A 25,979-nucleotide genomic window follows, 5' to 3' on the forward strand; every position below is an offset into this window, starting at 1 on the left:
CAAGGAAACCCCATGGACACCCCCATCGTCATGCCCCAGCTCGGCAACGAGATCGAGGAAGCGCTCATCCAGCAATGGCACAAGGCCGTCGGCGACCCCGTCGCGGCCGGCGAGGCGCTGCTGACCATCGAGACGCCCAAGGTCACCATCGACATCGAGGCCCCGGCCGCCGGCGTGCTGGCCGAGATCCACGTGCCGGTCGACGACCTGGCGGCGGTCGGCGCGACGCTCGGCGTCATCCGCGCCGACTGAGCACGATGGCTGCACTCAAGCGCCTGGGCGGCGTCGATCAAGGTATTGGCACCGACACGCTGCTGCTGCACGGCTATGGCTCGGACAGCCTGTCGTGGTTGCTCAACCAACCCGCGCTGGAGCCGCTGGGTTCTCTGCATGCGGTCGACCTGCCGGGCCATGGCAGCGCCGGTGCAGACGTCGGCGATGGCCGCATCGACACGCTGGCCGCGCGGGTCGCGCAGGCCGTCGACGCAGCCGGCCTGACGCGCCTGAACCTCGTCGGCCACTCGCTGGGCGGCGCGGTCGCGCTGCGGCTGGCGCAGGATCGCCCGGACCTGGTCGGCTCGCTCGCGCTGATCGCCCCGGCCGGCTTGGGCAAGGGCATCGACGCCGGCTTCCTCGACGGCTACCCCGAGCTGGACGACCCCGCACAGGCCACCGCGCTGATGCAGCGCCTGGTGGTGCAGCCGCGCCTGATCGGCCGTGTGCTGGTCGCCCGGGTGCTGGCCCAGCTGGCCGAACCCGCACGCCGCGACGCGCTGCGCCGCATCGCCCGTGCGCTGCGCGACGAGGCCGACACGCTGCAGGCCAGCGCCGATGCCGTCGCCCAGATCGACCCCGGCACCCTGCCCCGCCTGGTTGTCTGGGGCGCACACGACGCCATCAACCCGCACGACGCCGCACGACTGGCCGGCTTCGGCGGCCAGACCGTGCTGGCACCCGAGGCCGGCCACCTGCCGCACATCGAGTCGGCCAAGTTCGTCAACGAGGCGCTGGTGGCTTTCCTGCAGGCTCGCGCCGCAACACGGCGCGACGCCGCCTTGCCATGACCCGGTTGCGCCGCGCCAACCCGGTCGCCCTGAGCGACACCGCCTCGCTGCGGCTGCGTGCGGCGCGGCTCTACTACCACCACGGCCTGACCCAGAAGGACATCGCCGAGCGCCTTGGCCTGGGCCGCAGCACGGTGGTGCGCATGCTCGAAGAGGCGCTGCGGCGTCACGAGGTCCGCATCTGGATCGACGAGGGCGATGGCGAATGCATCGCTCTGGCCCTGCAGCTCGAACAGGCCCTGGGGCTGGACGAAGCGGTCGTCGTGCCCTCGCCGCCCGATCCGGCCGACACGCCCCGCGCCGTCGGCCTGGCGCTGGGCCAATTCCTGTCCGAGGCACTGGTCGACGGCCAGCGCATCGGCGTGGGCTGGGGCCGCACGCTGACCGCCTCGCTGGCCAGCTTCCGCCCGCCGCGTCACACGGGCATGCAGGTCATGTCGCTGCTGGGCGGCACGGTCCAGACCGATCACGCCAACCCGGTCGAGTTCGCCTGGCGCGTGAGCAGCCTGCTCGATGCCCGCTGCCACCTGTTCCCCGCGCCCGTGCTGGTCGACAGCCCGGCCACCCGCCGCTTGCTGATCGAGCACGGCGGCCTGGCCGCGCTCTACCGGCTGGCCGAGTCGCTGGACCTCGCCATCCTCAGCGTCGGCGACGTCAGCCCGGACGCCACCGCGCTGGGCAGCCAGCTCGTCACGCCGGCCGAACGCCGCGAACTGAGCGCGGCCGGTGCGGTCGCCGACGTGATGTGCAACTTCATCGATGCCCACGGACGCAGCGTCGATCACCCCGTCAACGACCGCGTCATGTCGGTCGGCCTGGATGCCGTGCGACAAGCCCGCCACGTGCTGATCGCCGCCGGCGGCGCACACCGCGCCCCGGCCATCCTGGCCGCCCGCGCACGCATCGGCTGCCACACGCTGGTGACGGACGAGGCGGCCGCACGGGCCCTGCTGGCGCGGCCTGAAGCCAAGATCACGCCATGAGCCAGCACCTGTTCGTCTACGGCACCCTCAAGGACGGTTTCCCCAACCGCCACCTCAACACTGGCCGCCCGATCGGTGGCCAGCACCGCACCGCGCAAGCCCTCCCGCTGCTGGTCGTGCAACTGCCCCACGAAAGCCGCGCGCCCTGGCTGCTCAACCAGCCGGGCAGCGGCCACCGCGTCATCGGCCAGGTCTTCGAGGTCGACGACGACGCGCTGCTGGCAATGGATGCCTTCGAAGAAGTCGACCTGCCGACCGGCTACCAGCGGGTGTCGCTCGAACTGTCCCCGGCAGACGCTGACCAGCCCCGGCTCCAGGCCTGGGCCTACCTGAAAGCCCCCGACCAACTTGCCGCCGCGCTGGCGATCGAAGGGCCGTTCGAGGAATACACGCTGGCGCTGGCGCGCGGGTATTGCTTGGGGGTGGGGTAAGTTTCTTTTAAATCTTGTCTGTCATGAATGCATATATCACCTTCCTTGCCGCCTTGTTGTTCACCACCGCCTTCCCTGCTTGGGCCCAGATCAACAAATGCACGATCAACGGCACAGTCACGTTCCAGCAGGGTCCTTGCCCCACCAAGGAGGTTCGCAAGCCACCCAGCGCCGCAGAACTGAATGCAGCAAGGGCAAAGCAGCCTGTTGCGGGTCAGGATCGAACGGGGAATTGGGCATTGAAACCTTCAGGTCAAGCAGCACCTGCGCCCATGGCAACACCCGTGTCCCCGACCGTCGCCGGGTTTCGATGTGATGGCCGGAGACACTGTTCGCAGATGTCGTCGTGTGAGGAAGCGAAGAGATTCCTGGCAAATTGTCCAGGCGTCGAAATGGACGGCGACGGCGACGGCATACCCTGCGAACAACAACACTGTGGTCATTGACCGGCGATGCAAGCACACCCCCTGCGTCTGAACCCCGGCGACGACCTCCGTCTGGCGCTGGAATCGTTGGCCCGTCCGGCCTTCGTCGTCGCCGGCATCGGCAGCCTGCACGACGCACGGATTCGATACGCAGGAGCGGCTGAACCCGTCACCGTGCAAGGCCCGCTCGAAATCATCACCCTGGCTGGCAGCCTGAGCCCGGACGGCGCGCATCTGCACATCACCGTGGCCGATGCCCAAGGTCAGGTCGTTGGCGGCCACCTGGGTGTCGGCAGCCTGATCCGCACGACGGCCGAGGTGTTGCTGGTGGCATTGCCGGGATGGCAATTGAATCGGGAACAGGATCCGGTGACGGGTTATCCGGAATTGATGGTGCGTCGAAACGCCGACCATCGTTGAGGCCTGTCGCGTTCAAACAGGTTTTGATTTGGAGGCCCATCGGCACCAGCCCGTCGGACACGGGGTGTCCGACCTACCGAATACATGACCGAAACAGCGGCATGAATAAACCCATCACCACCACACCGCCGCGCACCCAACTCGCCCCGTGACCTCCTTCGGTAGGTCGGACACCCCGTGTCCGACGGGCTGTCGACCGCAGACGCTTTGGGGCTGACGAACGAAGAAGCCGTTGTTGAAGCCGCCGGCCCGATTTGCAACTGCCCCTTCGTGGGCCCATGCTCCGGGTCATGAACCCATCCAAGCCCACCCCCATGCGCCGTCCCCAGGTCTGCATCCTCGGCAGCGCCGAGCCCGGATCGACCGCCTATGAACTCGCCGGTCAGGCCGGCGAGTTGCTCGCCCGCCATGGCGTCACCGTCGTCAGCGGTTGCGGCAGTCCCGCGACGCGGGTGGCGGCCGAACGGGCCATGGCGGCGGGCGGGTTGGTGCTGAGCATCGTCCCGCCCGACGAGATGCCGCCGCCGGACTGGCCTGCCACCGTCGTCGTGCCGTGCGGCATGGGCGATGCACGCAACCTGCTGATGGCGCTGTCGGGCGATGCCTGCCTGGTGATCGGCGGGCGGGCCGGCACGATCTCGGAGGTCTGCCTGGCGTGGCTGCACCGGCGTCCGCTGCTGCCGCTGGTGGGCTGTGGCGGCTGGTCGAACGACCTGCCCACGAACCCGCCTGACGAACGCCAGAACTCGCCCATCCTGCCGTGGCACGACATCGACGCGCTGGCCGGGCAGTTGCGGCAGCTGGGCCTGATCCCGGCCTGAAGGTGCGGCGCTAGGATCGTCGCCCCTGGATCTGCCTGGCCTGCCGTGCCCAACTTCAAGACCCTCGACGCACGGATACCCGCGCCCGTCATCGCGCTGACCATCGGCCTGGCCATGAAGGGCGCCGTGCTGGCGATCGGTCTGCGGGTCGATCCGAGCACCTGGCGCATGCAGTTGGGCGTGGCCCTGTCACAGCTCAGCGCGCTGATCGCGCTGGCCGCCTTGTGGACGCTGTGGCGGGCCCGCACGACGATCAATCCGATGCAGCCGCACAGGGCCTCGCGGCTGGTCACCGCCGGCATCTACCGGCTGTCGCGCAACCCGATGTACCTGAGCCTGTTGCTGCTGCTGTCGGCCTATGCGCTGCGCATCGACGCCGTGCTGACGTGGCTTGGGCCGCTGGCCTTCTGGGCCTACGTGACACGCTTCCAGATCCTGCCGGAGGAACGTGTGCTGGCCGACAAGTTCGGCCCCGCCTACCGGGACTACCGGCACCGCACCCGCCGCTGGCTTTGAGTCGGCTGCACGCCGGCAACCTGCCGAGGGGAAGGGACAAGCCGGGCGCCCGCCCCCACCTTGCGCCAGACTGTCCGCCCGACCACCCCACGACGCGAGGACCGCCATGAAGACCACGCTCGAATTCAGCTTGCACATCGCCGCGCCACGTTCGGTGGTGTGGCAACACATGCTGACGGATGCGGGCTACCGGGACTGGACCTCGGTCTTCTGCGCCGGGTCCTACTTCTTGGGATCGTGGCACGTGGGTGCCGAGATCCGCTTCCTGTCCCCGGGAGGCGACGGCATGGTGGCGGAGATCGCCGAGCACCGCTTGCACGAGCGGGTGTCGATCCGGCACCTGGGCGACATCGTGGCCGGCGTCGAGGACCGCGACAGCGAGCGGGCGCGCAGCATCTACCCGGCCTACGAGACCTACGAGACCTTCGACATGGCAAACGACGGCGAGGGCACGCTGCTGCGGGTCTGCGTCGATGCCGTCCCCGAGTTCGAGGCCTTCCTGAGCGACACCTACCCGAAGGCCCTGCAGCGCCTGAAGGCGATCTGCGAAGGCCTGCCACACTGAGCGGCCCGACACCGAGAAAGCACGACACCCATGGGACAAGCCCGCCAACGTGGCAGCCTGGCACAGCGCCAGCAAGCCGCGATCGACCAGAAACTGGCTCTGCGGCCGAAGTTCATCACCTGCAACCATTGCCAGGCCACCTTGACGGCGATGGACGCGGTCGACGTGTCGGCCTTGCCCGGCATCACCGCCGCCTTCGAGGCGCATTGCCCGCACTGCGAGCACGACACCTATGCGATCAAGGGCGAGCCCGAGGCGGTGGCGCGCCTGCACGCCGCGATCGAGCAGGCGGCCGGCGGCAGCAGCGGCGCCGGCACGGTGCCGGCGGCGAACAAGGGCTGAACCGGCTCAGGCACGCGGGGCCGCCGCACGGCCCAGCACGGCGGCGCTGTAACACCCTGCCGCATAGCCCTCGGCACATGCGGCGATGGCGTTCGGGATGGGCCGCGCCCCAGCCGACGCGCCTCAGTACTTCAAGGTCGCCACCGAACGCAGCATCTCGGGCGTCGTGCTCGGGAAGCCGAAGTATTCGAGGTAGGCGGGGATCTGCTCGAACAGCATGTCCGAGCCGATCTGGTAGGGGCAGCCACGCGCCGCGGCGGCGCTCAGGAAGGCGGTCATCTCGGTCTTCATGACAACCTCGCCCACGAAGGTGGTCGGCGCGATGCGCGAGACGTCCATCGGCATCGCGTCGCCGTCGTTCATGCCCATGGGCGTGGCATTGACGACGACGTCGTGGCCGGCCGGGTCGTTGCTGCCGGTGACGACCTGCAGCATCGGGTAGTGCGTGCGCAGGCGCTCGCCCAGGGCCTCGCCCGATTCGGCGCGGGCGTCGAACAGCGTGATCGCGGCGACGCCTGCGGCGGCCAGCGACGCGGCGATCGCCGAGCCCACGCCGCCGCAGCCGACCACCAGCACACGCGCGCCCTTGAGCACACGGCCCTTGCGCAGCACGCCGCGCACAAAGCCCTCGCCGTCGAACATGTCGCCCTGCAAGCGGCCGTCGGGCAGGCGCCGCACGGCGTTGCAGGCCCCGGCGATCGCGGCGGTGGGGAGCACCTCGTCGACCAGCGCGGTGGTGACGACCTTGTGCGGCATCGTGATCAGCGCGCCGCGGATGTTGGCAAGCTGGAAGACCGAGCGCAGGAAGGTCGCGTAGTCGTCGCTCTGGCAACCCATGGGCACGACGATGGCGTTGACGCCGGCCTTCTCGAACCACGGGTTGTAGATCATCGGCGCCTTGAAGGCATGGGTCGGGAAGCCGATATGGGCAACGATCTCGGTGTGGCCGTTGATGATCATGGTCAGGTTCTGCGCAGAGGGGTTGTGAAGCTCAGGCGGCCACGGCCAGACGCGGCAGGCCGTCGCGCCACTGGGCCATGGCGGCGAGACGGAATGGCGCGTTGGCCGTGCCATAGCCGGCATAGCCGCCGCGTCGCTCGACCAGCTCGATGTGGAAGCGTTCCTCGTAGGGCAGCAGGTAGAGCTGCAGGAACTCGGCCCCATCGGGCTCGCGGTCATAGAGGATGCCCAGCTCGCGCATGGCGGCGAGCAGGCCGGGCTCGACGTCGTGTTTGGCCAGCACGTCGTCGTAGTAGTTGTCGGGGATGGGCAGCAGCGGCGCGCCCAGGGCCTTGAGACGGCGCGCGGTGGCGACCAGATCGGGCACGGCCACGGCGATCTGCTGCAGGCCGGCACCGCGCTGGCGCGCCACGCTGCGGGCCACCGAGGTGTTCTCGCGCTCGGACATCGTCACCGCCAGCCGGACGGCCTTGTCGGCTGACTCGAACTCGCGGCTGCGGATCACGCCATAGGGGTCGTGCAGCACGACGTTGCGCTCGGGCACCAGGCCCAGCACGGCGCGGCTGAACAGCGTCCAGGGCTCGACCTGACCGGCCGGCACGGCATGCACCAGGTGATCGACGGCGGCGCCGGGCCCGAAGGCACCGGCCACGTCGACACCGGCGTCCAGCACGAAGTCGGCCTCGAAGGGCGGGTGGCCGTCCTGCGTGGTGCCGCAGAAATAGATCAGGCTGCCATCGGGCGCCCGAACCGCCGGAATGGCCAGCTCGTTCTGCCCGATGCGGCCGATGGCACGCGGGCACAGCAGCGCCTCCGCACGGGCCACGGCAACGGCCGGATCGGCCCCGGCCAGCGCCACCGCGCAGACCGAGGGGCCATGGGCCTCGAAGTGGCTGCGGGCGAAGGAATCGGCTTCCAGGTTGAGCACGATGCGCACATCGCCCTGGCCGTAGAGGTCGACCTGCTTGGAGCGGTGCCGGCCCATGCGCACGAAGCCGGCACGCGCCAGCCACTGCGCCAGCACCACGCCGGCCGCCGGATCGACCGCGAACTCGATGAAGGACCAGCCGTCGAGCCGGGCCGGCGGCGGTGGGTCAAACAGCGCGACCTTGCGGGTCGGCGCCAGCAGCGGCTTCCGGGCGGCTTCGGCGGCGCGGTCCAGCCGCACCTGCTCTTCCAGCCAGAGCAATGAACGCATCGCATCGACCGCGTTGGAGCGGGCCGGCGCGGCGCGGAACTCGTCGTTGAAGATCTCCAGCGACAGCGGGCCGTCATAGCCCGCATCGAGCGCAGCGCGTGTGAAGCGCGCGACCTCCAGCTCGCCCTGGCCGGGGAAGCAGCGGTAGTGGCGGCTGTGGGTCAGCACGTCGGTGGCGACCCAGGGCGCATCGGCCAGCTGCATGAAGAAGATCTTGTCGCCGGGCAGTTGTGCGATGTCGGTCGGGTCATCGCGCAGGGCCAGCGTGTGGAAGCTGTCGAGGGCCAGACCCAGGTGCGGATGGTCGACGCGGCGGACGACGTCCCAGGCCTGTTTCCAGAGCTTGACCTGCGTGCCCCAGGCCAGCGCCTCGTAGGCGATGCGCATGCCGCGTCGGCCCGCCCGTTCGGCCAGCTGCGCGAACTGCTCGGCCAGCACCGCCGGGTCGGCCACGGCATCGGGCTGCACGTTCGAGCAGACCAGGATCATCTGGGTGCCCAGCTCCTGCATCAGGTCGAACTTGCGCTCGGCCCGGTCGAGGTTGCGGGCCAGTTGTGTCGCGCCCGGCGCGTCGTAGTCGCGGAAGGGCTGAAACAGGTCGATGCCCAGGCCCAGGTCCTCGCAGATGCTGCGCACATCACGCGGCGAGCCGGGGAACTGCAGCAGGTCGTTCTCGAAGATCTCGACCGCGTCGAAGCGGGCGGCGGCGGCGGCCTGCAGCTTCTCGCGCAGCATGCCGGAGAGGGAGACGGTGGCGATGGCGCGACGCATGGACAGCCTCAGGGGATCGGGAGGGATGCGGGCCGGACCGAGGTCCGGCCCGCGAGACCACAACGGGTCTTGGGGCTTGGCGCTTGGCGCTTCGGCCTTGAGCCTTGGGCCTTACTTGCGCAGCTTGGCCAGTTCGGCCTGCACCTCGGCCACGATCGGGCCGGCCGAGACGCTGTGCTTGTCGAGCACCGGCTTCATCTTCTCGCGCAGCTTGACCAGCTCGGCGGCCGGCAGCGAGGTCACGGTCATGCCGTTCTTCTTGAGCAGTTCGAGGTTGGCGGCGACGGCAGCACGGGCGCCTTCACGCTGGGCCTTGACGGCCTCGTCGGCGGCCTCGTCGATGATCTTGCGTTCGGCGGCGTTGAGCTGGTCCCAGACGCGCTTGCTGAAGATGACCGACTGCGGGTTGTACTGGTGGTTGGTCAGCGCGATGAACTTCTGGACTTCCCAGAACTTGTTGGCGGCGATCACCGAGACCGGGTTCTCCTGGCCGTCGATCGCGCCCTGCTCCAGTGCCGCGTAGACCTCGGGGAAAGGCATCGGCGTGGGGTTGGCGCTCAGGGCCTTGACCCAGTCGACGTTGATGGCGTTGGGGATCACGCGCAGCTTCAGGCCGGCGATGTCATCGACCTTGTTGATCGCGCGCTTGCCGGTGGTGATGTTGCGAAAGCCCAGCTCCCAGTAGGACAGGCCGACGATGCCCTTGTCGGCCAGCGCCGCGTGCATCTTCTGGCCGAGGGGGCCGTCGACGATGGCGTCGGCTTCCTTCTCGTTGTTGAACAGGAAGGGGAAGTCGAAGACTTCGAGCGCCTTGACCTCGGAGGCCAGGATGCCGGAGTTCATCACCGCCATCTCGACCGTGCCGCCCTTGACGGCCGACAGCGTCGCCTGGTCACTGCCCAGCGTGCCGTTGAGGAAGAGCTGGACCTTCATCTTGCCGCCCGAGCGGGCTTCCACCGCCGCCTGGAACTTCTTCATGCCCACCACGGCCGGGTGGCCTTCGGGGCTGTTGAGGCCGAACTTGATGGTGCGCTCGCGGATCTCCTGGGCCGAGACGGCGCCGACGGCAGCCAGGGCCACGGTGGCCAGCAGGGTCTTGATGAACAGTCGCTTCATGGTCTTGTCTCCGAAGAGTTGGGGGTGGGTCAGGGAACGGTGAACGGTGAACGGCAAGAGGACGGGGAAGGGAGAACGACGACCGGTGACAGACAACGTGCGTCGTGCGTCGTGCGTCGTGCGTCGTGCGTCGTGCGTCGTGCGTCGTGCGTCGTGCGTCGTGCGTCGTGCGTCGATCAGTAGAACCAGCGGGCGGGCACCATCACCAGCTGCGGGAAGGCAATCATCAGGAACATGGCGATGAACTGGGCAATCATGAAAGGCACGACGCCCTTGGTGACCTGGTCCATCGACAGCTTGCCGGCACCCGCCACCGCGTTGAGCACGGTGCCCACGGGCGGGGTGATCAGGCCGATCGCGTTGTTGATGATGAAGAGCACGCCAAAGTAGACCGGGTCGATGCCAGCGGCCTTGACGACCGGCATCAGCACGGGGGTCAGCAGCAGGATGGTCGGGGTCATGTCCAGGGCGGTGCCCACCACCATGGTCAGCACCATGATGGCCAGCATCAGCAGGCGCGGGCTGTCCAGCAGCGGCTGCAGCAGCTCGACGATCTGGCCCGGCAGGTTGGCCACCGTGATCAGCCAGGCCGAGACCATCGCCGCAGCGACCAGGAACATCACCACGGCGCTGGTCTTGGATGCCGAGATGAACAGCGGCACCAGCTTCTTGATGTTCAGCTCGCCATAGATGACGGTCGACACAAACAGCGAATACATCGCGGCGACGACGGCGGCCTCGGTCGGCGTGAAGATGCCGAACTTCAGGCCGAAGACGATGATCAGCGGCAGCACCAGCGCCCAGCCGGCCTTGCGCATGGCGGCGAACACCTCGGCCGTCGTCTTGCGCGGCGGCGGGGTGATCTGTTCCTTGCGGCACAGCCACCACCAGGTCACGACCAGCGACAGGGCCAGCCAGACGCCCGGGAAGATCCCGGCCATGAACAGCTTGGTGATCGAGACCCCACCGGCGACGCCGAAGATCACGAAGCCGATCGACGGCGGAATGATCGGGGCAATGATGCCGCCGGCGGCGATCAGGCCAGCCGAGCGCGCCTTGTCGTGGCCCGCATTGACCATCATCGGCAGCAGCAGCGCGGCGAGCGCGGCGGCATCGGCCACGGCCGATCCAGACAGCGAGGCCATGATGACGGCCGCCAGGATGGTCACGTAGCCCAGGCCGCCCTTGATGTGGCCGACCAGGGACATCGCGAAGTTCACGATCCGGCGCGACAGGCCACCAGCGTTCATGATTTCGCCGGCCAGCATGAAGAAGGGCACCGCCAGCAGCGGGAAGCTGTTGGCACCTTCGAGGAGGTTCTGGGCCAGGATCTGGGCGTCGAAGTTGCCCATATGCAGCATCAGCGCGACGCCACACAGCAGCAACGCAAACGCGATGGGGACGCCCAGCGCCATGGCGGCGATCAGGGAGCCCAGGAAGACGATGACGGTCATGTCGTTGCCTTGTTGTCGGATAGTGGGAGCGGACGCGCGGCTCAGCGGCTCAGCGGCTCAGCGGCTCAGCGGCTCAGCGGCTGGTGGCTGGTGGCTGTTGGCGGGCGCGTCGGCCTCACCGTGCGGCACGTCTTCCGATTCCTGGATCAGCACCAGATGGTCGTCGTCGATCTTGCCGGTCAGCAGACGCACGAGATCCATGATCAGGATGGGCGCACCCAGCACCGCGAAGGTCATGCCGCTGGCGTAGAACCAGCCCATCGACGCTTCCATGACGGGGCTCTGGGATTCGACGTTGATCTTGAACTGCTCCAGGCTGCCGGCAAACAGCAGCCAGAGGATGTAGAGCATCAGCACCAGCGACAGGCCCATGCACAAGCGCTTGCCGGTCGGGCCCAGCTTGCCCACCAGCATGTCGGTGCCGAGGTGGGCGTTCTCGCGCAAGGCGATGACCGCGCCCAGAAAGGTCAGCCAGACAAACAGCCAGCGCGACAGTTCCTCTGAAATGGTGAAACCGGAGTTGAAGCCATAGCGCATCACCACATTGCCGAACACCAGCACCACCATCACCGCCATCGCGGCGGCGATCAGGTAGCCGATGAGGCGGCAATAAGCGCTGATCAGCTTGTCAATCATCGTTGTCTCCTCGTTTCAAGCGCGGGATGCAGTGGATTCAATGTAGGTCGGTGCCCGACACGACACCAGCCAAAGATGGGCCCCGCGATCGATCACCGATCGCGGCCTATCATCCAACGACCGCATTAGTGGTTATCCCTAGATTCATCCCCCGCCGGCAAGACACCGAGGCCACGCCATGACGACCGAACGACAGCCCGTCGACCGCTCCCTGCTGATCGAAGGCCTGGGCAAGGGCCTGCGCGTGATCGAGGCCTTCAGCGACGAATGGCCGCGCATGACGGCCACCGAATGTGGCGAGCGCACCGGCATGACCCGCACCGCCGCGCGCCGCTACCTGATGACGCTGGTCCACGACGGTTACGCCGACACCGACGGTAAACATTACTGGCTGATGCCCAGCGTGCTGCGCCTGGGCCAGAGCTATCTGGAGGCGGCCCGGCTGCCACGCCTGGTCCAGCCTTTCCTGCAACGCCTGTCGATGACGACCGGCGAGACGGCCAACTTCAGCGTGCTGGACGGCCACGAGGTGGTCTATCTGGTGCGCAGCAATTCCCCCCGGGTGGTGTCCATTGGTTTTCAGGTCGGCGCCCGGATGCCCGCCCATGCGGTTTCCCCGGGCACTGCCGTGCTGTCGACCTGGCCTGAACAAGCGCTGGAGTCGTGGCTGGCGACACACGACTTCCTGAAATTCAATGCCAGCACCGTGGCCGATGCCGATCACCTGCGCGAACGGGTTGAACGGGCGCGCCTGCAAGGCCATATCCGCATCGAACAGCAAGTCGATGTGGGATTGGGGGGTTTGGCTGTGCCACTGCTGGACCGCAAAGGCCGTTGCGTCGGCGCGCTCAGCATCACCTTCCAGGCCCAGGCCTATCCCGAGGACACCTGCCTTCAACGGTTGCTGCCGCCCTTGCTGGAAGCCGCGCAGGTGTTGCGGGCGATCGTCTGAAAACTGAAAACGTCCTGACGAAGCGCACCACAAACGACAAACGCACCACAAACGACAAGGGCCCCGACCTGCGCCGGAGCCCTTGTGACAGAAACATGATTCAACGCTGGCCCGGACTATCCGGGCGACCCGCTCAACCTGCTCAAGCGGGTCTGTCGGCGATCAGGCCGAAGTGCTAAGGCCGAAGCGTTCAGGCCGAAGCGTTCAGGCCGCGACGATCAGGAAATCCTCGATCTTGGCGCCGCCTTCGAGGGCCGCCGTCAGCCACTTCGGCTTCAGGCCGCGGCCGCTCCAGGTTTCCTGGGTGGCCGGGTGACGGTACTTGGCCGCCACCGTCTTGCCGGTGCGGCCGTCGGTGCCCTTGGCCTTGTTCGGGCCGCGGGTCTTGCGACCTTCGACGGACGCGATGTCCGACACGGTCAGGCCATGTTCGGCCATCAGCGCGCGAACCTTGTCGATCGCCGACTGGCGCTCGGCGTTCTGGAGTTCCTTGAGCGCTTGTTCCAGGGCGGCTTGTTGGGCGGCCAGGGCTTCGCGTTGCTTGATCAGTTCGGAAATGCTCGACATGGCGTCCATCCTTCGAATATCAGGGAAGCGTGTCCACCATGAAGCGGTGGGTTTCGGTTGCAGTCAACGGACTGCGGAAAAAACTGCTGCAGCGGAGTATAGCGATACCTCAGGGGCTGCAAACGGTGGTGTCGCAACTTTAATCTTCGAACCACACGCGCGACAACCGTCGGGGCGTTCAAGGTCTGGTTCATGGGCAAAACGCGTGGCGCCACCCTTGCAAACCCGGAGGTTTGAGCGGGGCCAGACTCGGCGTTGTTGACGGCAGCCGCCAATCCCGGCAATCCCGACCGAGCCGGATTTGCGACATTCGTGTCGAGCGGCCCCCAAGTGACACCCAAGTGAGCTGCTTGTGGCCCCCGAGTGGCCCACTCAGCAAGCGGCGGTCAACATTTGTTCACGCCTGCGGCGCCGGCCGGGGCGGGTTCGGGAGTGGCCACGGAGATACTTTGCGCATGCCACCACGCCGTCTGCCCTGCCTTGCCATCGCCCTGCTGCTGAGCGCCTGCGCCGGCCCCAAGATGCCCGCCGACACCGATCCGGCGAACCTCAACGATGCCTCATCGCGCGGCATGAGCGGCCGCCCGGAGGTGCCCGTCACCCGCCTCAAGGACTGCACCCTGACGCCCGCCCAGCGGACCACGCAGCAGGCCATGCTCGACGAGCTGAACTTCGCCCGCACCCAACCGGCTCGATATGCGGCGGTGGTCGAGGCGAACTACGCCGGTCTCGGCGACGACCGCATCTACCTGCGTGACGGCGTGCGCATCCGCATGAACGAGGGCCTGCCCGCCGTGCGCGAGGCGGTGGCCTTTCTCCGCCAGGCCCGGCCGGTGCCGCCGCTGCGCGCCTTCGGCTGCCTGTCAAGCGCAGCACAGAGCCACGTCAAGGACCAGGGACCGCGCGGCGCCATCGGCCATGCCGGCAGCGACGGCAGCGATCCGGCGCGGCGCGCCGCCAAGGCGCTGGGTCGCAAGGCCGCGTGTGGCGAGAACATCAGCTACGGCCCCGACAACCCGCGCGATCATGTGATCGGCCTGATCGTCGACGACGGCGTGGCCAACCGGGGCCACCGCGAGAACATCTTCCTGGCCGAATACCGCAGCTTCGGCGCGGCCGTCGGCCCACACAAGGTCTACCGCCAGATGGCCGTGCACATGATGTGCTTCGAGGATTTCCGCGACGTGGCCACGCCCGCCGGGCGCTGATCCGCGCTCACGTCGAGCGGCAGGCCGCGTAGAGCGCGCCCTCGTCGATCACGAACTGCCGGAAGGCCGCGTTGACGCCGCCAAGCTGGGTGTCGCGGCGCTGCACGAAACACCAGTCGATGTGCTTGGGCATGCCGCGCACGTCGAGCAGTGCCATGCGGCCCGCTTCGAGTTCGACCTGGAAGGTGTGGGCCGACAGGAAGCTGATGCCCATGCCGCACATCACCGCCTGCTTGATGGTCTCGTTGCCGGCCAGTTCCAGCCCGGCGCGGACCTGGATGGACTGCTGCTGCAGCAGGTGTTCGAGGAACTGGCGGGTGGCCGAGCCGGCCTCGCGGAAGATGAAGTGCTCGTCACGCAGGTCGGCCCAGTCCAGGCCGCGGCGTCCGACCAGCGGATGCGACGGGTGGGCCACGATGCAGTGCGGGTGGCGCGCGAAGCTGGTCGCCTCCAGGTCGGCCTCGGACGGCGGGTAGCCGCTGATCGCCAGATCCAGCCGGTGCTCGTTGAGCATGGCCAGCACCTCGCTGCGCTTGGCCACGGTGAGCTTCAGGCGCACATCGGGATGGCGCTGGTGGAAGGCGTGCATCAGGCGTGGCGCGAAGTAGTGCGCGGTCGACACGACACCCAGGTGCAGCAGGCCCCGAAAGCCGCGCGCGGCGCCCGCCGCCTCATCTCCCGCGCCGCCTGTCCCGCCGGTACCGCGCAAGGCGTCGAGCGCCTCGTCGGCGACCCGCGCCTGAGCCAGCAGGATGCGGGCGTGCTGCAGCAGTTCCTGCCCCGCAGCGGTCAGGCGCTGGCGCTGCGGGCGTTCGAACAGCGTGGTGTCGAGATCGGTCTCGAGCTGGCGGATCTGCATCGACACGGCCGGCTGGCTCATGCCCAGCGTTTCGGCCGCGCGCGAGAAGCTGCCGCTGGCAACGACGGTCTCGAACAGGTGCAGGTGGCGCAGGTTGAAGTGGATGCTCATGGCGTTGCCGGAGGACGGACCCGGGTCCGACACGGGTCGTGGACATGATGCTGCGGCGCGTCATCTGCCCTGCTGGGAATGGCCTTCCGGGGACTTTCCCGGATCCGAAGCGAGGTTCTTGCCGCTGGCGCGCCGCCAACCCCGGGCAAGGCCGGAGCAGGCACGGCGGATCGCCAAGATCATAAGCATCTCCTGATCAACTTCATCAAGCTTCATCAATTGCTCTTGAAGGCATGCCTCACTAACCTGACGGCATCGACATCGCCCTGCGCTGTCCCGACACGAAGCCTGAACGCCTGACCCAGAGACCCGAACATGACCACCACCACCGCCCCCTTCCCGCGCTGGGACGACGCCCGCGCCGCCACGCTCGACGAGCCGGGCCTGCTGCTGTACCGATCCAACCTGCTGGGTTCGGACCTGCGCATCACCAACTACGGTGGCGGCAACACCTCGGCCAAGATCATGCAGAAGGACCCGCTGAGCGGCCAGGACGTGGAGGTGCTGTGGGTCAAGGGCTCCGGCGGCGATGTCGGCTCGATGAAGCTGGACGGCTTCTCCACCCTCTACATGGACAAGCTGCGGGCCCTCAAGGGCCTCTACCGCGGCCGCGAGCATGAGGACGAGATGGTCGGCTACCTGCCGCACTGCACCTTCAACCTCAACAGCCGCGCCGCCTCGATCGACACGCCGCTGCATGCGTCGCTGCCCTACCTGCACGTCGACCACATGCACCCCGATGCGGTGATCGCGATCGCGGCCATGGCCAACTCGGAGGCGATCACCCGGCAGGTCTTCGAAGGCACCGTCGGCTGGCTGCCCTGGCTGCGTCCGGGCTACGAGCTGGGCCAGCAACTGGCCGCACACGATGCCGCCCACCCGGGTCTGCGCGGCATCGTGCTGGGCGGCCATGGCCTGTTCAGCTGGGGCGACAGCGCCAAGGCCTGCTACGAGAACACGGTCGACCTGATCGAGCGGGCCCAGACCTGGCTGACCAGCGAACGGGCGCGCCGCCATGTCCAGGTCTTCGGCGGCACCGCCTTCGCAGCCCTGCCGGAGGCCGAACGGGACCGCACGCTGGCCCGTGTGCTGCCGGTGCTGCGCGGGCTGAGCGCCGAAGGTGCCGCAAGCGCCGGGTCGTCCGCAGCGGACGGCAGCCCTCGCGGCGGGCAGATCGTGCCCAAGTTGCTGCACCTGAACACGTCGCCGGAAGTGCTCGAGTTCGTCAACTCGAAGGACCTCGCGCCGCTGGCCGCGCTGGGCACCTCCTGCCCCGATCATTTCCTGCGCACCAAGATCCGTCCGCTGGTGGTGCCCGAGTCGGTCTATGGCCTGAGCGGTGCCGATCTGAAGGACAAGCTGGGCGAGCTGCTGGCCGCCTACCGGGCCGACTACGCGGCTTACCACGCACGCTGCAAGCGCCCCAACAGCCCGGCGCTGCGCGACCCGAATCCGGTCGTGGTCCTGCTGCCGCGCATCGGCATGGTGACGATCGCCAAGGACAAGGCCACCGCCCGCATCGCCGGCGAGTTCTATGTCAACGCGATCAACGTGATGCGCGAGGCCAATGCGGTCGACCAGTACGTCGGCCTGCCCGAGCAGGAAGCCTTCGACATCGAGTACTGGCTGCTCGAAGAGGCCAAGCTGCAGCGCATGCCCAAGCCCAAGCCCATGGTCGGCAAGGTCGCACTGGTGACCGGCGGCGCGGGTGGCATCGGCCAGGCGATCGCCCGGCGCATGCTGGCCGATGGCGGCTGCGTGGTGCTGGCCGACATCGACCAGGAAGCGCTCGACAGCGTCAGCGCCGAACTGGCCAAGGCCCATGGCCGTGACCATGTCCGTGGCGTGCGCTGCGACGTGACCGACGAGGCCAGCGTGATCGCCGCCTTCGACCGCGCCGCGATCGAGTTCGGCGGCGTCGACATCCTGGTGAGCAATGCCGGCATCGCCTCGGCCGCACCGATCGAGGAGACCACGCTGGCACTTTGGATGCGCAACCAGAGCATCCTCGCCACCGGCTATTTCCTGGTCGGCCGCGAAGCCTTCAAGCAGATGAAGGCACAAGGCACCGGCGGCAGCATCGTGATGATCGCCAGCAAGAACGGCATGGTCGCCAGCGCCCAGGCCACCGCCTATTGCGCGGCCAAGGCCGCCGAGATCCAGCTCAGCCGCAGCTTCGCGCTCGAAGGTGCGCCACTGGGCATCCGCAGCAACGTGGTCAACCCTGATGCGGTCATCCGCGGCTCGAAGATCTGGACCGGCAAGTGGAGCGAGGAGCGCGCCGCCGCCAACAAGATCAGCGAGCAGGACCTCGAAGCCTTCTACCGCGACCGCTCGATGCTCAAGCGCAGCGTGTTCCCCGAGGACATCGCCGAGGCCACCTACTTCTTCGCCGCCGAACACCTGAGCGCGAAGTCCACCGGAAACATCCTCAACGTCGACGCCGGCAACCTGGCGGCCTTCACCCGATAAATGGGCCCCCCCCCGCAGCGCCTGCGGCGCTCCCCCTCAAGGGGGCGCAACGGGCAGCCCGGCAAAGCCGGTTCTGCGGTTGCCGCTGGGCAAGAACGTTCGGCTCACTTGCACGCCTACATCAGGAAACAAGCATGTCATCTCAACTGATCGACCGCAGCGTCATCGACGCGCACAACGCCCGCCTGCAACGTGACCTCGACAGCGACTACGCCCACCTGGGCGAGCAGCTGGCCCGGCGTGGCGTCGACATCGAGACCGTGCGCGCGCAGGTCGCCGCCTTTGGCGTGGCGATCCCGAGCTGGGGCGTGGGCACCGGCGGCACCCGCTTCGCCCGCTTCCCCGGCCAAGGCGAGCCGCGCCACGTCTTCGACAAGCTGCAGGACTGCGGCGTGATCCAGCAACTGGCCCGCGCCACGCCGACGGTGTCGCTGCACATCCCCTGGGACAAGTGCTCGGACTGGGCCGAGCTGCGCCAGACGGCGACCGCCTACGGGCTCGCCTTCGATGCGATGAACTCCAACACCTTCTCCGACCAGAAGGGCCAGGCCCACAGCTACAAGTACGGCAGCCTGACGCACAGCGACGCCGCCACCCGCGCCCAGGCCGTGGCCCACAACCTCGAATGCATCGAAATCGGCCAGAAGCTCGGCTCCAAGGCCCTGACGGTGTGGGTCGGTGACGGCAGCAACTTCCCCGGCCAGCAGCACTTCCGCCGCGCCTTCGACCGCTACCTCGACAGCTCGGCACAGATCTATGCCGGCCTGCCCGCAGACTGGCGCATGTTCCTGGAACACAAGATCGCCGAGCCGGCCTTCTACAGCACCGTGATCCAGGACTGGGGCAGCAGCTACCTGGCCGCCAGCGCGCTGGGCCCGAAGGCGCAGTGCCTGGTCGACCTCGGCCACCACGCCCCCAACGTCAACATCGAGCTGATCGTGGCGCGCCTGATCGCGGCAGGCAAGCTGGCCGGCTTCCACTTCAACGACAGCAAGTACGGCGACGACGACCTCGACGCCGGCAGCGTCTCGCCCTACCGCCTCTTCCTGGTCTTCAACGAGCTGGTGGCCGCCGCGCATGAGGGCGTGCCCTTCGAGCCGGCCTACATGCTCGACCAGAGCCACAACGTGACCGATCCGATCGAGAGCCTGATGACCAGCGCCGTGCAGGTCCTGCGCACCTACGCGCAGGCCCTGCTGGTCGACCGCCACGCGCTCGATGCGGCCCAGGACGGCAACGACGCGATGACCGCCACCCACCTGCTCAAGCAGGGCTTCCAGACCGATGTCACGCCCATCCTGCAGCGCGTTCGGCTGGACGCGGGCGGTGCCATCGACCCGGTCGGCGCCTACCGCGCCAGCGGCTACCGCCAGCGTGTCGGCGCCGAGCGCCCGGCGGCTGCCGGCGGCGGCGGCGGCATCGTCTGACCGACCCGAAGCCCCCTTCTTTCCACGCGTTTTCACCCCCCGCCGCAACCCCCGCGGCATCACAACCCCGCCCGAGGAGACACCCGAGATGACCACCCGCTACAAGCTGATTGCCGCCGCCGCCCTGTCGGTCTGCCTGACCACGCCGGCCCTTGCCGCCGACAAGATCGCCCTTGTCGTGAAGGCCATGGGCATCGGCTTCTTCGACGCCACCCACCAAGGTGCACTGGAAGCTGCCAAGGAACTGGGCGATGTCGAGATCATCTACACCGGTCCGGCCAAGGCCACGGCCGAAGGCCAGATCGAGATCATCAACTCGCTGATCGCGCAGAACGTCAAGGCCATCGTGGTCTCGGCCAATGACCCGGACGCCCTGGTGCCGGTGACCAAGAAGGCCATGCAGCGTGGCATCAAGGTCATCTCCTTCGACTCGGGCATCCGCAAGGACGGCCGGCTGCTGCACCTCGCGCCGTCGAACAACGCGCTGATCGGCGAGAAGCTGGTCAAGATGTCCGAGCAGGTCGTGGGCAAGACCGGCGAGATCGCCGTGCTCTCGGCCACTGCGCAGGCGACCAACCAGAACACCTGGATCGCCGAGATGAAGAAGGTCCTGGCCCAGCCCGCCTACAGCGGCCTGAAGCTGGTCAGCGTGGTCTACGGTGACGACCAGACCGACAAGAGCTACCGCGAGGCGCTCGGCCTGTTCAAGAGCCACCCCAACCTGAAGGCCATCGTGGCCCCGACGACGGTGGGCATCGCCGCCGCCGGCAAGGCCGTGACCGACGAGAAGAAGACCGGCCAGATCTTCGTGACCGGCCTGGGCCTGCCTTCGGAAATGGCCGGCCACGTCAAGAGCGGCGCGGTCAAGTCCTTCGCGATCTGGAACCCGATCGACCTGGGCTACTCGTCGATCCACCTGGCCCACGCGCTGGTCAAGGGCGCCAAGGCCGCCCCGGGCGCCAAGCTGAAGATGGGCCGCGTCGGCACCGCCACGCTGGACAAGGACAACGAGGCCGCCATGGCCGAGCCCTTCACCTACGACGCGTCCAACGTCGAGCAGTTCGCCAAGATCTTCTGACCGGAACCTTGGAGCGGCCCAGCGCTTGCTGGCCGCTGCGAGACCCGGCAAGGCCCGCTCCCTGAAGACCCGCAACGGCCCGCTTTTTGGCGGGCCGTTGTCCAGAATCCCACCATGACCTCCACCCCTGCCAAGCCCGCGCTGCTGACGCTGCGTGGCCTGCACAAGCGCTTCGGGCCGACCCATGCGCTGCGCGGCGTCGACCTGGACCTGGTGCCCGGCGAGGCGCTGGCGCTGATCGGCGAGAACGGCGCCGGCAAGTCCACGCTGGTCAAGACGCTGACCGGCGTGCACCAGCCCGACGAGGGCGAGATCCGCCTTGACGACCGCGCCGTGCGCTTCGCGGTCGCGCAGGATGCGCAGGCCGCCGGCATCGTCGCCGTGCACCAGGAAACGGTGATGTTCGAGGAACTCACCGCCGCCGAGAACATCTTCATCGGCCGCCAGCCCATGAAGGGTCCGCCGTGGTTGCGCGTGATCGACTGGGCCCGCATGAACCGCGACGCGCAGGCCGCGCTGGACCAGGTCGTCGACCGCGAGACCGCCGGCTTCACGTCCACCACGCTGGTGCGCGAGCTGAGCCTGGCCCAGCGCCACCTGATCGAGATCGCCCGGGCCCTGTCGCAACAGGCCCGCGTGGTGATCCTTGACGAGCCGACCGCCGCGCTGTCGCAGGCCGAGATCCGCGACTTCTACGGCATCGTGCGCGGCCTCAAGGCGCAGGGCGTGGCCGTCCTCTTCATCACCCACAAGTTCGACGAGATCATGGCCGTGTGCGACCGCTACGTGGTCCTGCGCGACGGGGCCTCGGTCGGCACCGGCCGGATCGACGAGGCGCAGGAGCAGCAGCTTGTCGCGCTGATGGCCGGCCGCGAGATCGCCGACATCTACCCGCCGGTGGCCGACCGGCGCGGACCGACCGTGCTGCAGGTTCACGGCCTGAGCCACCCGACCGAGTTCGCGGACGTGTCCTTCGAGCTGCGACGTGGCGAGATCCTGGGCTTCTACGGCCTGGTCGGCGCCGGCCGCAGCGAGGTCATGCTGGCCCTGATGGGCCTGAACCCGGATGCGAGCGGCGAGGTCCGCATCGACGGCAAGACCATCGACATCCGCCGGCCCGGTGACGCCATCGCCGCCGGCCTGGCCTATGTGCCCGAGGAACGCCAGCGCCAAGGCGGCATCCTGGGCTTCTCGGTGCGCCACAACATCAGCCTGGCCGGACTGGCCGGCCCACGCAGCGCGATCGGTCAGAGCCTGTCGCGCGGGCCGTGGCTGTCGGCCGAACGCGAGCAGGGCCTGGCGGCCCGCATGATCGAGCGCCTGCGCATCAAGACCGCCAGTCAGGACACGCCGCTGTCGGGCCTGTCGGGCGGCAACCAGCAAAAGGTCGTGATCGCCAAGTGGCTGGGGCTGGAGCCACGCATCGTCATCCTCGATGAGCCCACCAAGGGCATCGACGTCGGCGCCAAGCAGGCCGTCTACCAGCTGATCGCCGAGATGGTCGAACAGGGCCTGGCGGTGATCCTGGTGTCCTCCGAACTGCCCGAGGTGATGCACCTCGCGCACCGCACCATCGTCATGCGGCGTGGCCGGCCGGTGGCCGAGTTCGCGATCGGTGAGGCCGATGCCGAAACCATCGTCGCGGCGGCTTCGGGCCTGCACCTTCAAACGGAGAGCGCCACATGACGCGCCCGAGCCTCAACCTGCGTCGCGAGTGGATCCTGCTCGTGATCATCGCGGCCATCGCGCTGGCCGTCGGAGCCCGCGCGCCGGTCTTCCTGACGCTGCGCAACGGCCTGGACATCGCCAACGACTCGGCCATCCTCGCCATCCTGGTGATCGGCCAGATGCTGGTGCTGCTCACGCGTGGCGTCGACCTGTCGGTGGCCAGCAACCTGGCGCTGACCGGCATGCTGTGCGCGCTGGCCGGCCGGGCCTGGCCGGGCATCCCGTTGGTCGTGCTGCTGGCCATGTCCGCTGGCATCGGCGCGCTGCTGGGCGCGCTCAACGGCTGGCTGATCGTGCGCTTCAACCTGCCGGCCATCGTGGTCACGCTGGGCACGATGTCGGCCTACCGCGGCGCGATCTTCGTGGCCAGCGGCGGCGCCTGGATCTCCGACCATGAGATCCACCCGCTGATCAAGGGCCTGCCGCGCGAGACCTGGTTCGGCTTGCCCGCCCTGCTGTGGTTTGCCGCCGCCGCGCTGCTGTTCGGCGCCTGGCTGCTGCGCTGGCGTCGCGAAGGGCGCGAGCTGTATGCCTTTGGTGGCCACCCGTCGGCGGCCGTCTACGCCGGCATCCCCGTGACGCAGCGCCTGCTGATGGCCTACACGCTGTCGGGCCTGCTGGCCGGTGTCGCCGGGCTGCTGTGGGTCGGGCGCTACTCGATCGCCTTCACCGAACTGGCCTCGGGCTTCGAGCTGACCGTGATCGCCGCCTGCGTGATCGGCGGCGTGAGCATCGGCGGCGGCGTCGGCACCGTAGGTGGTGCGGCGCTGGGTGTGCTGTTCATCGGCGTGGTCAACGGCGCGCTGCCGGTGATCCAGGTCTCGCCGTTCTGGCAGCAGGCCATAGCCGGCGCGGTCATCCTGATCTCGGTCGCCCTGAACGCCGGCTCGCAGCGCCAGCGCGGCCGGCAGATCCTCGAACGCCATGAAGGCACGGTCAGCGCATCAGCTGCCCCACCTGCCCCCCCCGCCACACCCGTCCCGCAAGGAAACCGCGCATGAAGGCCCTCGATACCTGGGAGCGCGTGCTGATCGGCCTGATCGCGCTCGTCTACCTGTTCTTTGGCCTGACGGTCGACAACTTCCTGTCGCCCTATGCCCTGGCCGACAGCACCTTCAACTTCAGCGAGAAGGCCCTGATCGCGCTGGCCATGGCGCTGCTGATCGTGGCCGGCGAGATCGACCTGTCGGTGGCCGCCACCATGGCGCTGGCCTCGCTGGCGATGGGCTACGCGATGCAGGCCGGCGCCAGCTTGCCGCTCATGCTGCTGGCCGCCGTCGCCACCGGCGTGGCGTGCGGCGCGCTCAATGGCTGGCTGGTGACGCGCTGGAAACTGCCCAGCATCGTGGTCACCATCGGCACGCTGTCGCTCTACCGCGGACTGGCCCTGGTGCTGCTGGGCGACCAGGCCATCACCGGCTACCCGGAGACGCTCAGCACCTGGGGCAATGGCAGCCTGGGCGACCTGTTCGGGCTGGAAGACCCGACCGCGCTGATCGTGCCGATCGAGTTCGCGGTGATGCTGTTGGCGACGCTGGCCGTCGGCCTCTTCCTGCACCGCAGCGTGATGGGCCGGCGTGTCTACGCCATCGGCGCCAACCCGATCGCCTCGCGCTTCTCGGGCATTGCGGTGGACCGCTACCGGCTTGGCCTGTTCATCTTTGCCGGCGTCATGGCCGCGCTGGCCGCCATCTTGCTGACCGGGCGCATCGGCAGCACGCGGCCCAACCTGGCGATGGGCTGGGAGCTGGACGCCATCACCATCGTGATCCTCGGCGGCGTGGCCATCGAGGGCGGGCGCGGCAGCATCGTCGGCGTCGCCCTGGCGGCCGTGCTGATGGGCGGCTTCACCTTTGCGCTGGGCATGATGAACGTCGCCGGCATCGTCATGTCGATGATCGTCGGCGCGCTGCTGATCGTCTCCATGGTGCTGCCGCGCTGGCTGCGTCGTCGCCCCACCCCCAAGCTGGCCGCCCAGGCGACATGAAGATCACGACATGAAGATCACGACATGAGGATCACCACATGAGCCACGCCGACCTAGCCGCTGCGACCGAGAAGTTCGCCTTCCGGATGTTCCTCAACCCCGGCCAGATCGATGAATACCGGCGTCGCCACGATGCGATCTGGCCCGAGCTGGTCGCGCTGCTGAAGGACAGCAGCATCAGCGACTACAGCATCTACCTCGACCCGGACAGCCTCGTGCTGTTCGCGGTGCTGCGGCGTGCCCCGGGCCACACCATGCACCGCCTGCCCGAGCACCCGGTGATGCAACGCTGGTGGGCCCACATGGCCGACATCATGCGGGCCAACCCCGATGGCTCGCCGGTGGCCGAGCCGCTGGCCTGCCTGTTCCACCTCGACTGAAGGCGCCTGCGCCCATGGCCGGACACGACGACCTGACGCTGGTGCTCGACATCGGCAAGAGCAACGCCAAGCTGCTGCTGATCGACGCCGACGGCCATGTGCGCGAACGGCATGTGCGGGCCAATGCCAGCACGCCCGCCGCCGTCGACGGCCCCGGCTACACCGCCCTGGGCGTGGCCGCGCTGCAGGCCTGGCTGCTCGATGCGGTGCCCACGCTGGCCGACCGGGCCGGCGTGCGGCGGATCTCGATCACCACCCACGGCGCGGCCTTCTGCGGCATCGACGAGGCCGGTCTGGTCCTGCCGCCGATGGACTACGAGTGGGACGGCTACGGCGACCTGCACACGCGCCACGCCGCGCTCGTCGATGCCTATGCCGACAGCGGCAGCCCGCGCCTGCCGCAAGGCTTGAACGCCGGCATCCAGCTGCACTGGCTGCTGGAACACCACCCGGCGGCCTGCGCACGGGTGCGCCACTGGCTGGCCTGGCCGCAGTACTGGGCCTGGTGGTTCAGCGCGGTCGCGGCCAGCGAACGTTCCTCGCTCGGCTGCCACACCGATCTGTGGCGGCCGGCCGATGACCGTCCGAGCGACTGGGCCGTGCACAGCGGCTTGGCCGCCCGCTTCGCGCCGATGCGCTGGGCCTGGGACGTGCTCGGCCCGGTCCGCCCGGCGCTGGCCGCGCGGCTCGGTCTGCCCGCCGACGTGCAGGTCCATGTCGGCTCGCACGACAGCAACGCCTGCCTGGCGCGCTACCTGGGCAGTCAGCCCGATGCCACGGTGGTGTCCACCGGCACCTGGTGCGTGTTGATGGCACCGGGCGCGCCGACCGAACGGCTCGATCCGGCGCATGACCAGCTCGTCAACGTCGCGGCCGACGGCCGGCCGGTCGCCACCGCGCGCTACATGGGCGGGCGCGAGTTCGCCACGATCTGCGGCGACGCCGATCCACACTGGGCCGACGAGACCGCCTTGGCCGAGGTGCTGGCGCAAGGCTGGCTCGCCCTGCCCGCCTATGCCGAATCGGGCGGCCCCTATGCCGGGCGGACGCCGCAGCTGCTGCGCCACGGCCATGTCGTCGAAGCCGGCGTGGCCTGCGTGCCGGCGGCGCTGCGGCCGGCGCTGGCCGCGCTCTACTGCGCCCAGCTGACGGCCGAGCTGGTCACGCAACTGGATGCTGGAGGCGCGGCGCGGCCGCTGGTGCTCGAAGGTCCGCTGGCCGGCAATGCCGCCTGGCTGCGCGCGCTGGCGGGGCTCTGTCCGGGTCGCGTGCTGCTGCGGCCGGACGACGACCTCGAAGGCACCGCCCGAGGCGCCTGGCTGCTGACCCGGCCGCTGCAGGGCCTGACGCCGTCGACGGCGGGCCGCTTGTTGCCGCTGCATCCGCAAGGCCCGGACGCCGCCCTGCAGGCCTCGTTGGACCTGGCCCTGCAAGCCCGCCAGCAGGACTGGCGCGCGGCACTGGCCTGAAGCCGGCTGGCGCTCAGTTTTGAGATGACGGCCTGGGCT

At 68.6% G+C, this 25,979-nt stretch carries 28 protein-coding genes; 20 read left to right on the forward strand and 8 right to left on the reverse strand.

The window, feature by feature from the left end:
• Nucleotides 1-12: 12 nt before the first annotated feature.
• From EV685_RS07470 to EV685_RS07515, 10 genes are all read left to right on the forward strand, one after another.
• Nucleotides 13-252, forward strand: a complete 240-nt coding sequence (locus tag EV685_RS07470; protein WP_130481367.1) for a lipoyl domain-containing protein — start codon at nucleotides 13-15, stop codon at nucleotides 250-252.
• Nucleotides 253-257: 5 nt separating this feature from the next.
• Entirely contained in the window at nucleotides 258-1,064 is an 807-nt protein-coding gene (locus tag EV685_RS07475) for an alpha/beta fold hydrolase (protein ID WP_130481368.1), read from the forward strand.
• Nucleotides 1,061-2,047: a sugar-binding transcriptional regulator gene (locus EV685_RS07480; RefSeq protein WP_130481369.1), complete on the forward strand. Its 987-nt coding sequence runs from the start codon at nucleotides 1,061-1,063 to the stop codon at nucleotides 2,045-2,047. The genes EV685_RS07475 and EV685_RS07480 overlap by 4 nt, the downstream gene beginning before the upstream one ends.
• Nucleotides 2,044-2,478 (forward strand): gamma-glutamylcyclotransferase family protein, encoded by a 435-nt coding sequence (locus tag EV685_RS07485; protein WP_130481370.1) that lies wholly within the window; start codon nucleotides 2,044-2,046, stop codon nucleotides 2,476-2,478. Before EV685_RS07480 ends, EV685_RS07485 begins: the two co-directional genes overlap by 4 nt.
• A 272-nt stretch (nucleotides 2,479-2,750) precedes the next feature.
• Nucleotides 2,751-2,924, forward strand: coding sequence for an excalibur calcium-binding domain-containing protein (locus tag EV685_RS21175; protein WP_275938343.1), 174 nt, complete (start codon nucleotides 2,751-2,753; stop codon nucleotides 2,922-2,924).
• A gap of 6 nt (nucleotides 2,925-2,930) precedes the next feature.
• Nucleotides 2,931-3,323, forward strand: a complete 393-nt coding sequence (locus tag EV685_RS07495; protein ID WP_130481372.1) for a PPC domain-containing DNA-binding protein — start codon at nucleotides 2,931-2,933, stop codon at nucleotides 3,321-3,323.
• Between the two features lie 314 nt (nucleotides 3,324-3,637).
• Nucleotides 3,638-4,144, forward strand: a complete 507-nt coding sequence (locus EV685_RS07500; protein ID WP_130481373.1) for an SLOG cluster 4 domain-containing protein — start codon at nucleotides 3,638-3,640, stop codon at nucleotides 4,142-4,144.
• A 45-nt stretch (nucleotides 4,145-4,189) separates the two neighbouring features.
• Complete coding sequence (locus EV685_RS07505) at nucleotides 4,190-4,660, forward strand: methyltransferase family protein (RefSeq protein WP_130481374.1); 471 nt, start codon at nucleotides 4,190-4,192, stop codon at nucleotides 4,658-4,660.
• 106 nt (nucleotides 4,661-4,766) lie between these two features.
• On the forward strand, nucleotides 4,767-5,225 hold the full coding sequence (locus EV685_RS07510; RefSeq protein WP_130481375.1) for an SRPBCC family protein: 459 nt from the start codon (nucleotides 4,767-4,769) through the stop codon (nucleotides 5,223-5,225).
• A gap of 30 nt (nucleotides 5,226-5,255) precedes the next feature.
• A complete protein-coding gene (locus tag EV685_RS07515; RefSeq protein ID WP_130481376.1) occupies nucleotides 5,256-5,567 on the forward strand; it encodes a hypothetical protein in 312 nt (103 codons plus the stop codon).
• Between the two features lie 123 nt (nucleotides 5,568-5,690).
• On the opposite strand, the gene EV685_RS07520 is transcribed toward EV685_RS07515, so the two are convergent.
• The 5 genes from EV685_RS07520 to EV685_RS07540 form a co-directional block, all read right to left on the reverse strand.
• Nucleotides 5,691-6,524 carry a shikimate dehydrogenase family protein gene (locus tag EV685_RS07520; RefSeq protein WP_130481712.1) on the reverse strand — a complete coding sequence of 278 codons (834 nt, stop codon included), beginning with the start codon at nucleotides 6,522-6,524 and terminating at the stop codon, nucleotides 5,691-5,693.
• A gap of 34 nt (nucleotides 6,525-6,558) precedes the next feature.
• Nucleotides 6,559-8,496, reverse strand: a complete 1,938-nt coding sequence (locus EV685_RS07525; protein WP_130481377.1) for a bifunctional sugar phosphate isomerase/epimerase/4-hydroxyphenylpyruvate dioxygenase family protein — start codon at nucleotides 8,494-8,496, stop codon at nucleotides 6,559-6,561.
• 111 nt (nucleotides 8,497-8,607) lie between these two features.
• On the reverse strand, nucleotides 8,608-9,612 hold the full coding sequence (locus EV685_RS07530) for a TRAP transporter substrate-binding protein (protein WP_130481378.1): 1,005 nt from the start codon (nucleotides 9,610-9,612) through the stop codon (nucleotides 8,608-8,610).
• A 176-nt stretch (nucleotides 9,613-9,788) separates the two neighbouring features.
• Complete coding sequence (locus tag EV685_RS07535) at nucleotides 9,789-11,066, reverse strand: TRAP transporter large permease subunit (protein ID WP_130481379.1); 1,278 nt, start codon at nucleotides 11,064-11,066, stop codon at nucleotides 9,789-9,791.
• A 57-nt stretch (nucleotides 11,067-11,123) separates the two neighbouring features.
• Nucleotides 11,124-11,702: a TRAP transporter small permease gene (locus EV685_RS07540; RefSeq protein ID WP_130481380.1), complete on the reverse strand. Its 579-nt coding sequence runs from the start codon at nucleotides 11,700-11,702 to the stop codon at nucleotides 11,124-11,126.
• A gap of 178 nt (nucleotides 11,703-11,880) precedes the next feature.
• Between EV685_RS07540 and EV685_RS07545 the strand changes: the two genes are divergently transcribed.
• Nucleotides 11,881-12,654 carry an IclR family transcriptional regulator domain-containing protein gene (locus EV685_RS07545; RefSeq protein ID WP_130481381.1) on the forward strand — a complete coding sequence of 258 codons (774 nt, stop codon included), beginning with the start codon at nucleotides 11,881-11,883 and terminating at the stop codon, nucleotides 12,652-12,654.
• A 204-nt stretch (nucleotides 12,655-12,858) separates the two neighbouring features.
• Here the strand turns inward: EV685_RS07545 and EV685_RS07550 are convergent, their stop codons facing one another.
• Nucleotides 12,859-13,221: an H-NS histone family protein gene (locus EV685_RS07550; RefSeq protein ID WP_130481382.1), complete on the reverse strand. Its 363-nt coding sequence runs from the start codon at nucleotides 13,219-13,221 to the stop codon at nucleotides 12,859-12,861.
• Nucleotides 13,222-13,676: 455 nt separating this feature from the next.
• On the opposite strand from EV685_RS07550, the gene EV685_RS07555 reads away from it, so the two are divergent.
• Nucleotides 13,677-14,429: a CAP domain-containing protein gene (locus tag EV685_RS07555; RefSeq protein WP_130481383.1), complete on the forward strand. Its 753-nt coding sequence runs from the start codon at nucleotides 13,677-13,679 to the stop codon at nucleotides 14,427-14,429.
• A gap of 7 nt (nucleotides 14,430-14,436) precedes the next feature.
• On the opposite strand, the gene EV685_RS07560 is transcribed toward EV685_RS07555, so the two are convergent.
• A complete protein-coding gene (locus tag EV685_RS07560) occupies nucleotides 14,437-15,399 on the reverse strand; it encodes a LysR family transcriptional regulator (RefSeq protein ID WP_130481384.1) in 963 nt (320 codons plus the stop codon).
• A gap of 60 nt (nucleotides 15,400-15,459) precedes the next feature.
• A complete protein-coding gene (locus tag EV685_RS20770; RefSeq protein WP_207224780.1) occupies nucleotides 15,460-15,615 on the reverse strand; it encodes a hypothetical protein in 156 nt (51 codons plus the stop codon).
• A gap of 99 nt (nucleotides 15,616-15,714) precedes the next feature.
• Between EV685_RS20770 and EV685_RS07565 the strand changes: the two genes are divergently transcribed.
• The 8 genes from EV685_RS07565 to EV685_RS07600 all read left to right on the forward strand — a co-directional run bounded on the left by EV685_RS07565 (nucleotide 15,715) and on the right by EV685_RS07600 (nucleotide 25,940).
• A complete protein-coding gene (locus EV685_RS07565) occupies nucleotides 15,715-17,871 on the forward strand; it encodes a bifunctional rhamnulose-1-phosphate aldolase/short-chain dehydrogenase (RefSeq protein WP_130481385.1) in 2,157 nt (718 codons plus the stop codon).
• 134 nt (nucleotides 17,872-18,005) lie between these two features.
• Complete coding sequence (gene rhaI / locus EV685_RS07570) at nucleotides 18,006-19,298, forward strand: L-rhamnose catabolism isomerase (protein ID WP_130481386.1); 1,293 nt, start codon at nucleotides 18,006-18,008, stop codon at nucleotides 19,296-19,298.
• Nucleotides 19,299-19,386: 88 nt separating this feature from the next.
• Nucleotides 19,387-20,376: a rhamnose ABC transporter substrate-binding protein gene (gene rhaS, locus EV685_RS07575; RefSeq protein WP_130481387.1), complete on the forward strand. Its 990-nt coding sequence runs from the start codon at nucleotides 19,387-19,389 to the stop codon at nucleotides 20,374-20,376.
• Nucleotides 20,377-20,490: 114 nt separating this feature from the next.
• A complete protein-coding gene (locus EV685_RS07580; RefSeq protein ID WP_130481388.1) occupies nucleotides 20,491-22,062 on the forward strand; it encodes a sugar ABC transporter ATP-binding protein in 1,572 nt (523 codons plus the stop codon).
• Nucleotides 22,059-23,105, forward strand: coding sequence for an ABC transporter permease (locus EV685_RS07585; RefSeq protein WP_130481389.1), 1,047 nt, complete (start codon nucleotides 22,059-22,061; stop codon nucleotides 23,103-23,105). Before EV685_RS07580 ends, EV685_RS07585 begins: the two co-directional genes overlap by 4 nt.
• Entirely contained in the window at nucleotides 23,102-24,091 is a 990-nt protein-coding gene (locus EV685_RS07590; RefSeq protein WP_130481390.1) for an ABC transporter permease, read from the forward strand. The genes EV685_RS07585 and EV685_RS07590 overlap by 4 nt, the downstream gene beginning before the upstream one ends.
• Nucleotides 24,092-24,129: 38 nt before the next feature.
• Complete coding sequence (locus EV685_RS07595; protein WP_130481391.1) at nucleotides 24,130-24,471, forward strand: L-rhamnose mutarotase; 342 nt, start codon at nucleotides 24,130-24,132, stop codon at nucleotides 24,469-24,471.
• A gap of 14 nt (nucleotides 24,472-24,485) precedes the next feature.
• A complete protein-coding gene (locus EV685_RS07600) occupies nucleotides 24,486-25,940 on the forward strand; it encodes an FGGY-family carbohydrate kinase (protein ID WP_130481392.1) in 1,455 nt (484 codons plus the stop codon).
• Nucleotides 25,941-25,979: the final 39 nt, after the last annotated feature.

The sequence above is a fragment of the Sphaerotilus mobilis genome, assembly GCF_004216565.1.
GTDB classification, from domain to species: Bacteria; Pseudomonadota; Gammaproteobacteria; order Burkholderiales; family Burkholderiaceae_C; genus Sphaerotilus; species Sphaerotilus mobilis.

Coding starts and splice junctions, on each gene's coding strand:
- EV685_RS07495 (WP_130481372.1), top strand. CDS start 2,931: ATGCAAGCACACCCCCTGCGTCTGAACCCCGGCGACGACCTCCGTCTG.
- EV685_RS07510 (WP_130481375.1), top strand. CDS start 4,767: ATGAAGACCACGCTCGAATTCAGCTTGCACATCGCCGCGCCACGTTCG.
- EV685_RS07550 (WP_130481382.1), bottom strand. CDS start 13,221: ATGTCGAGCATTTCCGAACTGATCAAGCAACGCGAAGCCCTGGCCGCC.
- EV685_RS07475 (WP_130481368.1), top strand. CDS start 258: ATGGCTGCACTCAAGCGCCTGGGCGGCGTCGATCAAGGTATTGGCACC.
- EV685_RS07555 (WP_130481383.1), top strand. CDS start 13,677: ATGCCACCACGCCGTCTGCCCTGCCTTGCCATCGCCCTGCTGCTGAGC.
- EV685_RS07600 (WP_130481392.1), top strand. CDS start 24,486: ATGGCCGGACACGACGACCTGACGCTGGTGCTCGACATCGGCAAGAGC.
- EV685_RS07535 (WP_130481379.1), bottom strand. CDS start 11,066: ATGACCGTCATCGTCTTCCTGGGCTCCCTGATCGCCGCCATGGCGCTG.
- EV685_RS07485 (WP_130481370.1), top strand. CDS start 2,044: ATGAGCCAGCACCTGTTCGTCTACGGCACCCTCAAGGACGGTTTCCCC.
- EV685_RS07565 (WP_130481385.1), top strand. CDS start 15,715: ATGACCACCACCACCGCCCCCTTCCCGCGCTGGGACGACGCCCGCGCC.
- EV685_RS07590 (WP_130481390.1), top strand. CDS start 23,102: ATGAAGGCCCTCGATACCTGGGAGCGCGTGCTGATCGGCCTGATCGCG.
- EV685_RS07585 (WP_130481389.1), top strand. CDS start 22,059: ATGACGCGCCCGAGCCTCAACCTGCGTCGCGAGTGGATCCTGCTCGTG.
- EV685_RS07480 (WP_130481369.1), top strand. CDS start 1,061: ATGACCCGGTTGCGCCGCGCCAACCCGGTCGCCCTGAGCGACACCGCC.
- EV685_RS07500 (WP_130481373.1), top strand. CDS start 3,638: ATGCGCCGTCCCCAGGTCTGCATCCTCGGCAGCGCCGAGCCCGGATCG.
- rhaS (WP_130481387.1), top strand. CDS start 19,387: ATGACCACCCGCTACAAGCTGATTGCCGCCGCCGCCCTGTCGGTCTGC.
- EV685_RS20770 (WP_207224780.1), bottom strand. CDS start 15,615: ATGAAGCTTGATGAAGTTGATCAGGAGATGCTTATGATCTTGGCGATC.
- EV685_RS07595 (WP_130481391.1), top strand. CDS start 24,130: ATGAGCCACGCCGACCTAGCCGCTGCGACCGAGAAGTTCGCCTTCCGG.
- EV685_RS21175 (WP_275938343.1), top strand. CDS start 2,751: ATGGCAACACCCGTGTCCCCGACCGTCGCCGGGTTTCGATGTGATGGC.
- rhaI (WP_130481386.1), top strand. CDS start 18,006: ATGTCATCTCAACTGATCGACCGCAGCGTCATCGACGCGCACAACGCC.
- EV685_RS07560 (WP_130481384.1), bottom strand. CDS start 15,399: ATGAGCATCCACTTCAACCTGCGCCACCTGCACCTGTTCGAGACCGTC.
- EV685_RS07540 (WP_130481380.1), bottom strand. CDS start 11,702: ATGATTGACAAGCTGATCAGCGCTTATTGCCGCCTCATCGGCTACCTG.
- EV685_RS07470 (WP_130481367.1), top strand. CDS start 13: ATGGACACCCCCATCGTCATGCCCCAGCTCGGCAACGAGATCGAGGAA.
- EV685_RS07545 (WP_130481381.1), top strand. CDS start 11,881: ATGACGACCGAACGACAGCCCGTCGACCGCTCCCTGCTGATCGAAGGC.
- EV685_RS07525 (WP_130481377.1), bottom strand. CDS start 8,496: ATGCGTCGCGCCATCGCCACCGTCTCCCTCTCCGGCATGCTGCGCGAG.
- EV685_RS07580 (WP_130481388.1), top strand. CDS start 20,491: ATGACCTCCACCCCTGCCAAGCCCGCGCTGCTGACGCTGCGTGGCCTG.
- EV685_RS07530 (WP_130481378.1), bottom strand. CDS start 9,612: ATGAAGCGACTGTTCATCAAGACCCTGCTGGCCACCGTGGCCCTGGCT.
- EV685_RS07515 (WP_130481376.1), top strand. CDS start 5,256: ATGGGACAAGCCCGCCAACGTGGCAGCCTGGCACAGCGCCAGCAAGCC.